This window comes from Streptomyces sp. Ru62 (assembly GCF_002920615.1).
Classification (GTDB): Bacteria; Actinomycetota; Actinomycetes; order Streptomycetales; family Streptomycetaceae; genus Streptomyces.
This window is the reverse complement of sequence record NZ_PQSU01000029.1, coordinates 53485-67042: the sequence shown is the minus strand read 5'-3', so window position 1 is coordinate 67042 and position 13558 is coordinate 53485. Positions and strand designations below refer to the sequence as shown.

Below are 13558 nucleotides of genomic sequence, written 5' to 3'. Positions count from 1 at the left end.
CACTGCGTGGCGCTTGCCTCACGGTGCGACACGCTCCGGCCGTGTCCCCGCCCTCCACGATCATCAGCGTCGGCCCCGACGGAAGTGTCACAGCCAGGCGCGACCGGTCAGCCGGGGGCGGTCGCGTCCCGGCACAGCAGCCGCAGTGAGCCGTGGCCGCTGTAGCAGCGGCGGGCCTCCTCGATGGGGTCCCACAGCCGGCCGTCGGGGGTGCGCACACAGTGCTCACCACCGGTCGCCCACCACTCGGCGCCGGTCTGCCGGACGATCACCTCGCCGGCGTAGGCGCCGAAGCCGCGCAGCACGCTCTCGACGGCCGCGTACGGCGGCCCCTCCCGTCGTATCTCCTCGATCATCCGGTCCACCCGCCACAGGCTCTGGGCCGAGTAGTCGAGCCGTACCCGCGCGCCCTCGCGCATGGTCGCCACCGCGTCCGCCGCCCATCGCACGGGCTTGGCCGCGGCACTCGGCCGGGTCTCGTGCTGTGCTGTCCGGGACGGGGCGGCCGCATGAGCTGTCACATGAGTCGTCACTTGGGCTGTCACATAGGGAAGAGCGAGCCGGGGCGGGGTTCCGTCACCGTCGTTCGAAACGTTTCTCCCGACGTTCGGCCAACCACCGCAGGACCACCCCACGTCCGCCGCACGAGGGTCACAGACTCCCCTCACGCCCCCGGTTCCGCGACGCTGCGCGCCCGGCGCGAGACCACCGCGCGCAGCACCCGGCGGCCCTCCACCGATATCTCCAGCGCCCGGCGCAGCCCCTGCGCACCGTGTTCCGCGAGGAGTTCCAGCACGGCGGCCTGGCGGCGCAGCTCGGCGGCGACGAGCGGCGACAGGTCCGCCGGGTCGCCCGCGCGCCCCGCGTCGAGGCCGTCCGGGGCCGGGTCGCCGTCCGCCGCGGGGTCGAGCAGCCGGTGGACGCGCAGTGAGGCGATCGAGCAGGCGTCGGCCCAGGGCCGTACCGCGCCGGCGGTGCGTTCGGCCGGGGCCGAGTCCAGCATGCGCCGGGTGAGCCGGGCGGCCTCGTCGTCGGCGGGGTCCGCGGGGCCGAGCGCGGCGCGGGCCAGGGACAGGCCGGCGGACCAGTCGGAGCCGTCGGCGAGGCGGGCCCACAGCGGGCGCAGCAGCTCGTCGTCGCCTCCGAGCAGCGGCAGACACCGATCCAAACAAGCCAATCCGCTGGCGGCCAGTCCGCGTTCGTCGGCCTGTGCGATGAGTTCCACCAGGCTCATGAATGCCTCCCTCGCCAGGGCACCGACCGGTACGGAGCCCGCACTTCCCCTTACTGCGTGCCACGGCGCGGGAGTGTCACAGCGGAGGTGTTTCAGCCAAAGGCGACAGCGGCGGGGTCAGCCGAGGACGGGGGCCGGCAGCTCGCCCGAGAACACCTTGCGCTCCTGCATACGGGTCAGCCGGACGACCACCACGATGGCGAGGGCGGCCGCCGCGATGTCGACCCCGTCGGAGAACAGCGTCACCCGGGCGGCGTCGTGCAGTTCGGCCGCCGTCTCGGCGTTCCGGGAGCTGGTGTACGCGTACCGGCCCGCGAGGAGGCTGATGATCCACAGCGACCACCAGGCGTTGACCGGTGTGTGCCCGGACCGCGCGCCCCAGGGAGCGCTGGCGTCCCAGCTGTCGGCGACGATCCGGCGCGGGAACCAGAGGTTCACGACCGGGCAGAACCAGCCGCCGATCGTCCAGCCGCGCTTCATCCGGTGCCGGGAGGCGTCGAACACCTCGGCGTTCACCCGGACCCGCCACAGCCAGCACAGGTAGACGACCACCGTGGCGACCAGCGCGACCATCTGGGAGACGCCGGCCACCGCGTAGAGCGCGTCCGCGCGGTCGGCCCGGTCGACGACGCCGGACCCGCCGGCACCGTCGGCGATGTCGCCGGTGACGTCGAGTTCGAGCAGGTCCGCGCAGCAGGCGAACAGATCGGTGGCGATGACGAGGCCGAGCAGTACGGCGGTGGCCCGGCCGAGCGCGGCCGGCGAGCGCAGCCAGGCGCCGGGCGGGGCGGGGTACGGCGGTGCGGGAGGCGGCGTCGGATACGGCGGTGTGGGCACGGACGAGGTCATGGCGGAGTTCCCCCCTGGACGATGAGAGCCGGGCCGGCGCGTCGGCTCTCCCCGAGGCGACGCGCGGCCACTGGTACGGACGCGCGCGTTCCGAGGACGCGCGCGGACACCGGAACATAGGGGCGGACGCCGCCGTGCGTCCACTCGGTTCTCAGCCCAGCCGGTCCGCCAGTCCGCGGAAGTCGGCCCAGGACAGCGCGGGCGTGCCCGGATCCCACAGCTTCTGCGCGGTGGCCCGCAGGGGCATCCGGATGCCGGCGGCGACCTGTGCCTCCGTCTGCGCGTTCGGGAAGTCGGACCAGACCGCGAAGGAGCCGCCGAGGATCTGCCCGTCGTAGCGCTCCGGCACGGCGGTCGTGCCCCGCAGGACGCGCGGGTTCCACTGCTCGTAGATCCGCTGTCCGGTCGGGTAGACGAAGGTCTGCGGCTGTCCGAGCACGTAGTAGAGGAACTCGTCGTTGTAGTTGAGCACCTTCCGCCCCGCGCTCAGGTACTCCACGGGCTGCCGGGCGCCGATCTCCTTGCCGGTCCAGTAGGCGACCTGGATGTCCGGGTCGGGCCGCACGGAGGTGCCGCGGTAGAAGCCGTCGTTCCAGGCGCGGACGGTCCGGTCGTGGGCGCGGACGGTGGCGGCGCGGTCATTGAGCCAGCCGGTGGCGAGGTCGGCGACGGTCGCGCCGGCACCGAAGGCCCGCCGGGCGGCGGCGGCCAGTTGCGGGTACGAGGCCTGCGGGTCCCTGACGGTCAGCGCCTGGTACTCGTCGCCGCCCAGGTGCCACTGGCCGCCGGTGAAGAGGCCGGCGTACTCGTCGAGCAGGTCGTCGACGATCCGCGCGGCGGCGTCCTTCGAGATGTCGACGGCGCCCCGCGTCGGCACACCGCTCGCGTTGCGCAGCTGGAGGTCCGGGTGGGCGGCGATGACGGCGCCCAGGTGCCCCGGCGAGTCGATCTCCGGCACGACGGTGATGTGCCGGCTGTCCGCCAGCGCCACGATCTTCCTGACCTGGGCCTTGGTCAGGTGGTCCCTGGAGACGATCTCGGGGTGGCTGCCGGACTCGATCCGGAAGGCCTGGTCGTCGGAGAAGTGCAGGCCCAGCTCGTTGAACTTCAGGTCCCCCAGCTCGCGTATCCGGTCCTCGATCCAGGTCTCGCCGTACGGCTTGCGCGCGATGTCCAGCATGAACCCGCGCACCGGCTTGGCGGGCTCGTCCCGTACGACGCCCTCGGGTGCCGTACCGCCGCCGTGGACCTCCTGCTTCAGGGTGCGGGTGCCGTAGAAGACGCCGGCCTCGCCGGGCCCGCTGATGTCGACCCGCCCGCTGCGGACGGTCATGGTGTACGACTCCTCGTTCCCGCCCCCGCCGCCGAGCGCGAGCCGTACATCGCCCGCCCGGACGTCGTCCTTCTCCCCCGCGTAGTGCAGTCCCAGCTCCCCGGCTATGAGCCGTCCCTCGTCGGCGAGCTCCGGGTCGCTCACCACCACCCGCCCGCCCGGCCGCGGTGTCCAGCCGGGCCCGCGCGCCGGGGTGTGGGAGCGCACCGCGGGTATCGTGCGCGGCGCCCGCGACAGCGGGTAGGAGCGGCTCGGGCTGGGACTCGCCGACGGTGTGCCCGGATCGCCGGAGCCGGCGCCGGTGCCGGCCGCCCGGCCGGAGGACGAGTGCCGCGCGCCTGCGTCCGGCTGTCCGCCGCCCCCGTCCGAGGCGGCCCACACGCCGACGCCCGTACCGAGCGCGATGGTCCCGACGAACGCGGCGGCCACCACCGCCCGCTTCCGTGTCACCTGCCGCGCCGGGCCCCGGCGCCTGTGCCTGTGCTGGATCACCTTGCCAACGTACGACCGATCGCCCGCTCAGCTGTCACCCAGGCGTTCCGAAACTCTCCCGTCCGGGTGAATTTCAGGCATCCCTCGGACACAGCGTGACCACTCTCGATAACCTGAGGACACACTTTTCACAGCATCCCCTGCCACACCACATGTGACGCGAGGACCCACGCTGCCCGCCCACCGCCTGCCGTATCTCCCCACGCCCCTCGACGCCTTCAACACCGCGCCCGCGGACGAGGCCCGCACCCTTCTCCTGCACTGCCTGCACAGCCTGCACTGGTCGCACCGGATCGCCGACCACCGCCCCTACCCCGACCTCGACGCCCTGCTGGCGGCGGCGGACGAGGCGGCGTACGACCTGTCCCCCGGCGATCTGGCCGAGGCCCTGGCCGGCGAGTCCCTCCCCGAGCTTCCCGAGGACACCTACTCGGCCGCCCACATGGCCCTGAGCGCCGCGCACGCCGCGTACGAGGCCCGATTCGGACACGCGTTCGTCGTCTATCTCGGAGACGTCGCCCCGGGCGAGGTCATCGACCACATCCTCGAAGCGATCCGGTCACGATTGGCAAACGATCCCGAGGAGGAACGGGTGGTGGCGGCGGACGAGCTCCGGCGCCTCGCCCGGGGACGGCTGCTGGGCCTGCTCAGCGGCGCGGGGCTGTGTTCGATTTGTGGCTGCCGACACATGGGCGCGACCAGCACAAACGCCCCCGCACCCGGCAAATGACACTCGAACCCGCCCCGGTGACCGCACCCGCTAGCCCAACCGCGTGCCACTTTGATCACACCGGTAGGCCCCCCGTAAGCACCACGGCGGCACGTGGATACCATGCAGAGGGCCGGTGGACCGTACCCGGCCGGGCCCGACCGACAGTGAAGCCGGCGCGGCCCTAGTCCCCGCTCCCGGAGGGTTCTTCCGTGCCGGCTGGAACGCTGTACCGCGGCCGGGAAGGAATGTGGTCCTGGGTGGCTCACCGAGTCACCGGCGTCCTCATCTTCTTCTTCCTGTTCGTTCACGTGCTGGACACCGCTCTCGTGCGTGTCTCCCCCGAGGACTACGACAAGGTCGTAGCCACGTACAAGACGCCGATCGTCGCGCTGCTGGAGTACGGCCTCGTCGCCGCCATCCTCTTCCACGCGCTCAACGGCCTGCGCGTCATCGCCGTCGACTTCTGGTCGAAGGGCCCGCGCTACCAGAAGCAGATGTTCTGGACCGTGATGGGTGTCTGGATCGTGCTGATGCTCGGGGCGATCTACCCGGTCCTCGGTCACGCCTACCGTGTCCTGTTTGGGAGCTGACGCCGATGTCCACGACTGAAACCGCGGCCTCCGGAGTCGGCCCCGTCGAGGGCGCTCCCGTGTACACCGTCGACAACCCGGCCCCGCTGATCGAGGCGCCGCGCAAGCGCACCAAGAAGTCCCCGAAGTCGACCCGGGGCAACTTCGAGCTGGCCGCCTGGCTGTTCATGCGCCTGTCCGGCATCGTGCTGGTCGTCCTCGTCATCGGCCACCTGCTGATCCAGCTCGTGCTGGACGGCGGCGTCTCCAAGATCGGCTTCGCCTTCGTGGCCGGCCGCTGGGCGTCCCCGTTCTGGCAGGTCTGGGACCTGCTGATGCTGTGGCTGGCGATGCTGCACGGCGCCAACGGCCTGCGCACGATCATCAACGACTACGCGGAGCGCCCGAACAGCCGGCTGTGGCTGAAGGGCCTGCTCTACACCGCCACGGTGTTCACCATCCTGCTGGGCACGCTGGTGATCTTCACCTTCGACCCGAACATCCGCTAGGCACGGGGCTGCGAGAATCATGAAGATCCACAAGTACGACACCGTCATCGTCGGCGCCGGCGGCGCGGGCATGCGCGCCGCCATCGAGGCGACGAAGCGCAGCCGCACCGCGGTCCTGACCAAGCTCTACCCCACCCGCTCCCACACGGGCGCCGCGCAGGGCGGCATGGCCGCCGCGCTGGCCAACGTGGAGGAGGACAACTGGGAGTGGCACACCTTCGACACGGTCAAGGGCGGTGACTACCTGGTCGACCAGGACGCCGCCGAGATCCTGGCGAAGGAGGCCATCGACGCCGTCCTCGACCTGGAGAAGATGGGCCTGCCGTTCAACCGGACGCCGAACGGCACCATCGACCAGCGCCGCTTCGGCGGTCACAGCCGCAACCACGGCGAGGCCCCGGTCCGCCGGTCCTGCTACGCCGCGGACCGCACCGGCCACATGATCCTCCAGACGCTGTACCAGAACTGCGTCAAGGAGGGCGTGGAGTTCTTCAACGAGTTCTACGTCCTGGACCAGCTGATCACCGAGGTCGACGGCGTCAAGAAGTCGGCCGGTGTGGTGGCGTACGAGCTCGCCACCGGTGAGATCCACGTCTTCCAGGCGAAGGCCGTCATCTACGCCTCCGGCGGTACCGGCAAGTTCTTCAAGGTGACGTCGAACGCCCACACGCTGACCGGTGACGGTCAGGCGGCGGTCTACCGGCGCGGCCTCCCGCTGGAGGACATGGAGTTCTTCCAGTTCCACCCGACCGGCATCTGGCGCATGGGCATCCTGCTCACCGAGGGCGCCCGCGGTGAGGGCGGCATCCTGCGCAACAAGGACGGCGAGCGCTTCATGGAGAAGTACGCTCCCGTCATGAAGGACCTGGCGTCCCGTGACGTCGTGTCCCGCTCCATCTACACGGAGATCCGCGAGGGCCGTGGCTGTGGTCCCGAGGGCGACCACGTCTACCTGGACCTGACCCACCTGCCGCCGGAGCAGCTGGACGCCAAGCTCCCGGACATCACCGAGTTCGCGCGGACCTACCTCGGCATCGAGCCGTACACGGACCCGATCCCGATCCAGCCGACCGCGCACTACGCGATGGGCGGCATCCCGACGAACGTCATGGGCGAGGTCCTGGCGGACAACACCACGGTCGTCCCGGGTCTGTACGCGGCCGGCGAGGTCGCCTGCGTGTCGGTGCACGGCGCCAACCGGCTCGGCACCAACTCGCTGCTGGACATCAACGTCTTCGGCCGCCGCGCGGGCATCGCCGCCGCCGAGTACTCGGCGAAGGCCGACCACGTCGAGCTGCCGGACGCCCCGGAGTCCTTCGTCGTCGAGCAGATCGAGCGGCTGCGCACCTCCACCGGCAACGAGCGGGTGGCGACGATCCGCCGCGAGCTGCAGGAGACCATGGACGCCAACGTCATGGTGTTCCGCACCGAGCAGACGATCAAGACGGCGGTCGAGAAGATCGCCGAGCTGAAGGAGCGCTACAAGAACGTGGCGATCCAGGACAAGGGCAGGCGTTTCAACACGGACCTGCTGGAGGCGATCGAGCTGGGCAACCTGCTCGACCTGGCCGAGGTCATGGCGGTGTCGGCCCTCGCCCGCAAGGAGTCCCGCGGTGGTCACTACCGCGAGGACTACCCGAACCGCGACGACGTCAACTTCATGCGCCACACCATGGCGTACCGCGAGGTCGGCGCCGACGGCTCGGAAACCGTCCGTCTCGACTACAAGCCGGTCGTCCAGACCCGCTACCAGCCGATGGAGCGTAAGTACTGATGGCTACCCCTGTTCTGGACAAGGCGGACGCGGCCGGCCAGCCCGAGCCCGGCTTCGCCGACTCCCCCTACATCACGGTCACCTTCCGCATCCGCCGGTTCAACCCGGAGGTCGCGGCGGAGGCCACCTGGGAAGACTTCCAGCTGGAGATCGACCCCAAGGAGCGGGTCCTCGACGGCCTCCACAAGATCAAGTGGGACGTCGACGGCACCCTCACCTTCCGCCGCTCGTGCGCGCACGGCATCTGCGGCTCGGACGCGATGCGGATCAACGGCAAGAACCGCCTTGCCTGCAAGACGCTGATCAAGGACATCAACCCCGAGAAGCCGATCACGGTCGAGCCCATCAAGGGCCTGACGGTCCTGAAGGACCTGGTCGTGGACATGGAGCCGTTCTTCCAGGCGTACCGGGACGTCATGCCGTTCCTGGTCGTCAAGGAGACGAACGAGCCCACCCGGGAGCGCTACCAGTCCCCGGAGGACCGCGAGCGCTTCGACGACACGACGAAGTGCATCCTGTGCGCGGCCTGCACCTCCTCCTGCCCGGTGTTCTGGAACGACGGCCAGTACTTCGGTCCGGCCGCGATCGTGAACGCCCACCGCTTCATCTTCGACTCGCGTGACGAGGCCGGCGAGCAGCGGCTGGAGATCCTCAACGACCGTGACGGCGTGTGGCGTTGCCGCACGACCTTCAACTGCACGGACGCCTGCCCGCGCGGTATCGAGGTCACGAAGGCGATCCAGGAAGTGAAGCGCGCCCTGATCACGCGCCGCTACTGATCCACGGACGCGCCTGAAACACTCGGGCCCCGCCCCCGGTTCCGTACCGGGGGCGGGGTCCTTGTCATGGTGGCGGGGTGCCGCCCGGCCGGAGGGCGCCGTACAACTGTGCGGCGTTGTCGTGGGTCCTGTGGGTGTACGCGATCAAGGAGACACATGCGCACGCACAGGAAGCTCGCCGTGGCGACGGCCACGGCGCTCTCGCTCACCGGCGGACTGCTGGCCTTCACGGCAGGGACGGCGGCCGCGGTGACACCCGCCAAGTACGCCGACGACTTCAACGGCGACGGGTACCGGGACTACGCCTCCGGCTGGGGTGGCGAGGTCACGGTCACCTACGGCACGGCCGGCGGGCCGGGGTCCAAGTCGGTCACCTTCACGCAGGACAGCCCCGGCGTCCCGGGCAAGGCCGGGGATGCCGGAGGATACGCCGACACGTTCGGGGACCAGGTCGCGAACGCCGACTTCAACCGTGACGGGTACGCCGACCTCGCCGTCGCCGACCGCAGCGAGAAGGTCGGTACGAAGGCCGGGGCGGGTGCGGTCACCATCCTGTGGGGCGCCAAGGCGGGCCTCGGGGCGAAGGCCACGCGCATCCCGGCCAAGTCGACGACCGCGTTCGGCGCGGCCCTGGCCTCCGGTGACTTCAACGGCGACGGCAAGCCGGACCTGGCCGTCGCCGACGTCACGGGCACCCTCTTCGTCTACCGGGGCGGCTTCTCCCAGTCCGGTACGACGGGCAGCGTCACCAAGCTGGAGGTCAGCCCCAGCGGTGCCGAGGTGCTGGAACCGTCCGCGATCGTCGCCGGCAAGGTGACCAAGGACAAGGCCACCGACCTGTACGTGCTCGGCCAGGGCTACCGGAACGGCAGGACGACGCAGGCGGCGTGGTTCGTGCAGGGCGGCTCCACGATCAAGCGCGGGAAGTACACGACGTACAACGCCACCCAGGTGGACTACCGCGCGACCGGCGTGATCGCCGACTTCGACAAGAACGGCTACGGCGACCTGGCCGTCAGCGACACGCCGTACAACAAGGGCGCGGGCTCCGTGCTGGTGCTGCGCGGCGGCGCGAGCGGGCCGGCCACCTCCTACCGGCTGTCCCAGTCCACCTCCGGCGTGGCGACCGCCGCCGGCAGGAACGACCGCTTCGGTTACGCCCTCTCCGCCGGCGACACCAACCGCGACGGCTACCCGGACCTCGCGGTGGGCGTGCCCGAGGAGGAGGTCGGCTCGGTCGAGAACGCGGGCGGCGTGCACGTCCTGCGGGGCGGCAGGAGCGGCCTGACCGGCACCGGCTCGCAGTGGTTCACCCGGGCCACCGCGGGCGTACCGGGCGGCCCGGCCGACTCCGAGGCGTTCGGCCTGTTCGTCCGGCTGCGGGACTTCGACCGGGACGGCGACGCCGACCTGCTGGTCTCCGGTGACCTCTACCGCAAGGGCCTGCTGCTGCACGGGTCCGCCAAGGGCGTCACGACCAGCGGCGCGTCGCAGTCCGACCTGGACCCCGGCTTCCCGCAGTGAGCCACTGACGGGTCAACCTGGGAGCCCCACCGGAAGGCCGCTCCGGTGGGGCTCCTCGCTTCCCGGGAGCAAGAATCCTAATGTGACGACATGTCAGACGAAGAGTCGTACGAACTGCTCGGTTTCGACAACGTGCTGCTCCCCGTCGGCGACCTCGGCGAGGCCGTCGCCTTCTACGAGCGGGCCGGGTTCGCCGTGGGCTTCCGGTTCGACGAGGGCGGGATCGCGCAGCTGAAGGTCGGCGGGGAGACGCCCGGCATCCTGCTGCGCGCGGAGGAGGAGCTGCGGCGGCGGACCCCGCCCTGGCCTTCGCCGCGCGTCTGGCTGGAGGTGCCGGACGCGCGGGCGGCGGCGCGGGAGCTGGCCGCCGCCGGCATCGAACCCCTGGACGAGGTCTTCCCGGTGGCCACCGGCTGGACGGTGGAGATCGCCGACCCCTGGGGGAACGTCCTCGGCTTCACGGACTACACCAAGCGCCCGGCACTGGGCCGCAGAGCCTGAGGACACCGCGACCACCCCGGGTGGCGACGAGAGGCCGGAGGTGCTCCCCGCCGTCCTGCTCCGTGGCGGCCCCCGGCCAGTCGTTAGGCTCCTACCGTGCCCGCGAAGAACGACGGTCCCGAGGCGGCCGGCCCCCAGAGCAGCAAGTCCGAGCAGACCCGCGCGCTGATCCTGGAGACCGCGATGCGGTTGTTCCAGGAGCGCGGGTACGACAAGACGACGATGCGGGCCATCGCCAAGGAGGCCGGGGTCTCCGTCGGCAACGCCTACTACTACTTCGAGGGCAAGGAACACCTGATCCAGGGCTTCTACGACCGGATCGCCGCCGAGCACCGGGCGGTGGTCCGGGAGGTCCTGGACCGGGAGACCGACCTGGAGGCGCGGCTCGCGGGCGTGCTGACCGCGTGGCTGGACATCGCCCGGCCGTACCACGAGTTCGCCGTCCAGTTCTTCAAGAACGCCGCCGATCCGGACAGCCCGCTCAGCCCCTTCTCACCGGAGAGCGAGCACGCGCGCGAGCAGGCCGTCAGCGTGCACCGGGAGGTGCTGGCCGGTTCGAAGTCCAAGGTGGCCCCCGAGCTGCGGGACGTGCTCCCGGAGCTGATGTGGCTGGCCCAGATGGGCCTGGTCCTGTACTGGATCTTCGACCGCACGGAGGGGCGGGAGCGCAGTTACCGGCTGGCGCGGCGGGGGGCCCGCCTGACCGCCCGCGGTGTCTCGCTGGCCCGGTTCCGGGTCCTGCGGCCCCTGGTCCTGGAGGTCCACGAGCTGTTCACGGACTTCCTGCCGGGGATGACGAAGGCCCTGCCGGACCCGGGGCGGGGGGGCCGGGAGGGCGAGTGATCACTTGCGGGTGAACGCGCGGGAACACGACGCCCGGGGCCCTGGCTGCCTACGATGATGCTCTCGACACCAGCCCCTAGGAGGCACGCGATGTCCGCCGCATCCGTCGAGCAGCCCTTCGACGCCGACGAGCCGTTCTCCCTCACGGCCATCGCCGACGAGATCATGGAGCGCCATCCGGGCTACCGCGTCGAGATCATCGGAGGCCATCTCCTCGTGACCCCTTCACCGGATGCCCCCCACGCCCGCGTTCTGACCGATCTCATGATTCCCTTCCTCGCCGCCGGACTGCACGGCGCGGAGACAGAGGTGCTCCAGAGCGTCGCGATCAAGCTCCCTACCGGGGCCGAGGACTACTGCATCCCCGACCTGGTCGTCGTGGACGCCGACATCGACGACCACTTCATCGAGAACAACGCCTACGACCCGGTCTGCTTCCGCCTGGTCCTGGAGGTCACCTCCGGCAACTGGCGGGACGACCTGAAGACCAAGGTCGGCGCGTACGCCGAGGCCAAGGTGCCGGTCTATCTCGTGGTCGACCGCAAGCACCAGCGCCTCCACGTCCTCACGGAGCCCGCCGGGAGCGAGTACGCGAACCACCGTGTCCACGCCCCCGGCGAGACGGTGACGCTGCCCGACTCGATCGGCGCCGAGGTCGCGCTCGACGTGGAGCAGATCATCAAGGCCGGGCAGAAGAAGGCCGACTGATCAGATCCAGGTCAGCCGCCACAGGCGGAACACGCCCGTGCCGTCCGACAGGTACTGGCCGCCGCCCACGTCCTCGGTGCTCACCACGTACTCCTTGCGCTGCCACAGCGGGATCAGCGGGACGTCCTCGGCCACGTCCGTCTGGATGTCCTTGAAGTCCTTCGCGGCCCGGGTGCGGTCGGCGTACTGCCGGCTGTCCAGGATGAGGTGGTCCACCAGCTTGTTGCTGTACCCGGTGCTCATGGTGGAGCCGGTGCCGACGAGCGGGCCGCCGAAGGTGTCCGGGTCGGGGTAGTCGGCGACCCAGCCGACCGCCCAGGCGTCCATCTTCCCGGCGGCCCAGCGCTTCTGGAAGTCGGTCCACTCGTAGCCCTTGACGTCCACCTTGAACAGGCCACCCGCCTCCAGCTGCTTCTTCAGCTCCGCGGACTCCTCCGCGCCCGCGCCCCGGCCGATGCCGTAGCCGAGGGTGAAGCGGACCGGCAGGCTCACCCCGGCCTCGGTGAGCAGCCGGCGCGCCTTGTCGGTGCTCTGGGTCGGGTAGGAGTCGAAGAACGACGTGGTGTGGCCGGTGATGCCCGTCGGAATCAGCGAGTACAGCGGGTCGACCGTGCCCTCGTACACCGTCGTGGCGAGCTGCTCACGGTTGACCAGCCAGGCCATCGCCCGGCGCACCCGCACGTCGTGCAGCGGGGAACCGGAGCGGGTGTTGAGGTACAGGTTGCGGGTCTCGGCGCTGTCGGACTCGGTGACCCGCTGCCCGGGATCGCTCGGATTCAGCTCGGAGAGCACGCCCGGCGGCAGGGTCCGGGTGGCCACGTCGACCTTCCGGCCCTTCCACGCCTGGTCCAGCTTCGCGGAGTCGGCGTAGTACCGCAGCTCGACCGGGCGGCCGACGCCACTGAGATAGCCCTTGTAGTGCTCGTTCGGCGCGAGGTCGGCCTTCTGGTCCTTGGCGTACGCCGTCAGCGTGTACGGCCCGGTGCCGTCGACGGCGCTGCCCGTGCGCAGGGCGTCGGCGGGGTACTTGTCCTTGTCCACGATCGAGCCGGCGCCGGTGGCGACCTTCAGCGGGAAGGTGGCGTCCGCGGACGAGAGGTGGAAGGTGACGGTGTGCGCGTCGTCGGCGGTCACCGAGGCGAGCGTGTCGAACAGGGACGCCGGGCCGACATCGGAGTTGATCTTCTTGACCCGGTCGAAGGAGTACTTCACGTCCTCCGCCGTCATGGCGCGCCCGCTGGGGAAGGTGATCCCGGAGCGCAGGGTGCACCGGTACGTCCTGAGGCCGCTGCCCTCGAACGCGCAGCTCTGCGCCGCGTCCGGGACCGGCTCGACCCCGCCGGGCTCGAACGTCAGCAACGACTGGAACACATTGCTGAACAGCGCCCAGGAACCGGCGTCGTAGGCACCGGCCGGGTCGAGTGCGGTGACCGCGTCCGTCGTACCGACGGTGATGGTCTTGCTCTTGTCCTCCTGCGACGGCAGCAGCTGCCAGCCGCCGATCCCCACGACCGCCAGCACGAGCAGCGTCACGAGAATCCGCATGCGAACAGATCGCATGGTGGTGCCCTCCCCAGGCCCGTCAAGGCCCTACCCCTGGCCCAGCATGAATCGGCCACTCCCCTAAGTGGCGCGGCTCACCTAATCACACCGGTTTCACCGTGGGGAAGGGCTTTCTGACCAGTTGTGAAAGAACTTACCGAGGCGTTGTTTCCGCCGGGTTTCACAGCT

The 13558-nt window shown here is 70.6% G+C and carries 14 protein-coding genes; 9 read left to right on the top strand and 5 right to left on the bottom strand.

The window, feature by feature from the left end; all coding sequences use genetic code 11:
• Positions 1-107 precede the first annotated feature (107 nt).
• The 4 genes from C3492_RS32785 to C3492_RS32770 all read right to left on the bottom strand — a co-directional run bounded on the left by C3492_RS32785 (position 108) and on the right by C3492_RS32770 (position 3848).
• Positions 108-521 (bottom strand): hypothetical protein, encoded by a 414-nt coding sequence (locus C3492_RS32785; protein WP_258056035.1) that lies wholly within the window; start codon positions 519-521, stop codon positions 108-110.
• Between the two features lie 143 nt (positions 522-664).
• Positions 665-1234: a hypothetical protein gene (locus C3492_RS32780; RefSeq protein ID WP_103816285.1), complete on the bottom strand. Its 570-nt coding sequence runs from the start codon at positions 1232-1234 to the stop codon at positions 665-667.
• A 117-nt stretch (positions 1235-1351) separates the two neighbouring features.
• Positions 1352-2083 (bottom strand): DUF4328 domain-containing protein, encoded by a 732-nt coding sequence (locus tag C3492_RS32775; RefSeq protein WP_103816284.1) that lies wholly within the window; start codon positions 2081-2083, stop codon positions 1352-1354.
• 151 nt (positions 2084-2234) lie between these two features.
• On the bottom strand, positions 2235-3848 hold the full coding sequence (locus C3492_RS32770; protein WP_374938400.1) for a glycoside hydrolase family 20 protein: 1614 nt from the start codon (positions 3846-3848) through the stop codon (positions 2235-2237).
• Positions 3849-4062: 214 nt separating this feature from the next.
• Between C3492_RS32770 and C3492_RS32765 the strand changes: the two genes are divergently transcribed.
• The 9 genes from C3492_RS32765 (at position 4063) to C3492_RS32725 (ending at position 11827) form a co-directional block, all read left to right on the top strand.
• A complete protein-coding gene (locus C3492_RS32765) occupies positions 4063-4638 on the top strand; it encodes a 2-oxo-4-hydroxy-4-carboxy-5-ureidoimidazoline decarboxylase (protein WP_103816283.1) in 576 nt (191 codons plus the stop codon).
• 191 nt (positions 4639-4829) lie between these two features.
• Positions 4830-5210, top strand: coding sequence for a succinate dehydrogenase, cytochrome b556 subunit (sdhC, locus tag C3492_RS32760; RefSeq protein WP_043195476.1), 381 nt, complete (start codon positions 4830-4832; stop codon positions 5208-5210).
• 5 nt (positions 5211-5215) lie between these two features.
• The gene (locus C3492_RS32755; RefSeq protein WP_103816282.1) at positions 5216-5698 is read left to right on the top strand and encodes a succinate dehydrogenase hydrophobic membrane anchor subunit; all 483 of its coding nucleotides are present in this window, start codon (positions 5216-5218) and stop codon (positions 5696-5698) included.
• 19 nt (positions 5699-5717) lie between these two features.
• The gene (gene sdhA / locus C3492_RS32750; RefSeq protein ID WP_103816281.1) at positions 5718-7472 is read left to right on the top strand and encodes a succinate dehydrogenase flavoprotein subunit; all 1755 of its coding nucleotides are present in this window, start codon (positions 5718-5720) and stop codon (positions 7470-7472) included.
• On the top strand, positions 7472-8251 hold the full coding sequence (locus C3492_RS32745) for a succinate dehydrogenase iron-sulfur subunit (protein ID WP_030641455.1): 780 nt from the start codon (positions 7472-7474) through the stop codon (positions 8249-8251). The genes sdhA and C3492_RS32745 overlap by 1 nt, the downstream gene beginning before the upstream one ends.
• 156 nt (positions 8252-8407) lie before the next feature.
• Positions 8408-9775: an FG-GAP and VCBS repeat-containing protein gene (locus C3492_RS32740; RefSeq protein WP_103816280.1), complete on the top strand. Its 1368-nt coding sequence runs from the start codon at positions 8408-8410 to the stop codon at positions 9773-9775.
• A gap of 90 nt (positions 9776-9865) precedes the next feature.
• On the top strand, positions 9866-10276 hold the full coding sequence (locus C3492_RS32735; RefSeq protein ID WP_103816279.1) for a VOC family protein: 411 nt from the start codon (positions 9866-9868) through the stop codon (positions 10274-10276).
• Between the two features lie 96 nt (positions 10277-10372).
• A complete protein-coding gene (locus tag C3492_RS32730) occupies positions 10373-11119 on the top strand; it encodes a TetR/AcrR family transcriptional regulator (protein ID WP_103816278.1) in 747 nt (248 codons plus the stop codon).
• A gap of 90 nt (positions 11120-11209) precedes the next feature.
• Positions 11210-11827: a Uma2 family endonuclease gene (locus C3492_RS32725; protein ID WP_103816277.1), complete on the top strand. Its 618-nt coding sequence runs from the start codon at positions 11210-11212 to the stop codon at positions 11825-11827.
• Here the strand turns inward: C3492_RS32725 and C3492_RS32720 are convergent, their stop codons facing one another.
• On the bottom strand, positions 11828-13372 hold the full coding sequence (locus C3492_RS32720) for an ABC transporter substrate-binding protein (RefSeq protein WP_103816276.1): 1545 nt from the start codon (positions 13370-13372) through the stop codon (positions 11828-11830).
• Positions 13373-13558: the final 186 nt, after the last annotated feature.

What these genes read in the sequence shown, in the direction of transcription:
- C3492_RS32780 (WP_103816285.1), bottom strand. Translation starts at nt 1,234, where the DNA reads ATGAGCCTGGTGGAACTCATCGCACAGGCCGACGAACGCGGACTGGCC.
- C3492_RS32775 (WP_103816284.1), bottom strand. Translation starts at nt 2,083, where the DNA reads ATGACCTCGTCCGTGCCCACACCGCCGTATCCGACGCCGCCTCCCGCA.
- C3492_RS32755 (WP_103816282.1), top strand. Translation starts at nt 5,216, where the DNA reads ATGTCCACGACTGAAACCGCGGCCTCCGGAGTCGGCCCCGTCGAGGGC.
- sdhA (WP_103816281.1), top strand. Translation starts at nt 5,718, where the DNA reads ATGAAGATCCACAAGTACGACACCGTCATCGTCGGCGCCGGCGGCGCG.
- C3492_RS32745 (WP_030641455.1), top strand. Translation starts at nt 7,472, where the DNA reads ATGGCTACCCCTGTTCTGGACAAGGCGGACGCGGCCGGCCAGCCCGAG.
- C3492_RS32740 (WP_103816280.1), top strand. Translation starts at nt 8,408, where the DNA reads ATGCGCACGCACAGGAAGCTCGCCGTGGCGACGGCCACGGCGCTCTCG.
- C3492_RS32735 (WP_103816279.1), top strand. Translation starts at nt 9,866, where the DNA reads ATGTCAGACGAAGAGTCGTACGAACTGCTCGGTTTCGACAACGTGCTG.
- C3492_RS32725 (WP_103816277.1), top strand. Translation starts at nt 11,210, where the DNA reads ATGTCCGCCGCATCCGTCGAGCAGCCCTTCGACGCCGACGAGCCGTTC.
- C3492_RS32720 (WP_103816276.1), bottom strand. Translation starts at nt 13,372, where the DNA reads ATGCGGATTCTCGTGACGCTGCTCGTGCTGGCGGTCGTGGGGATCGGC.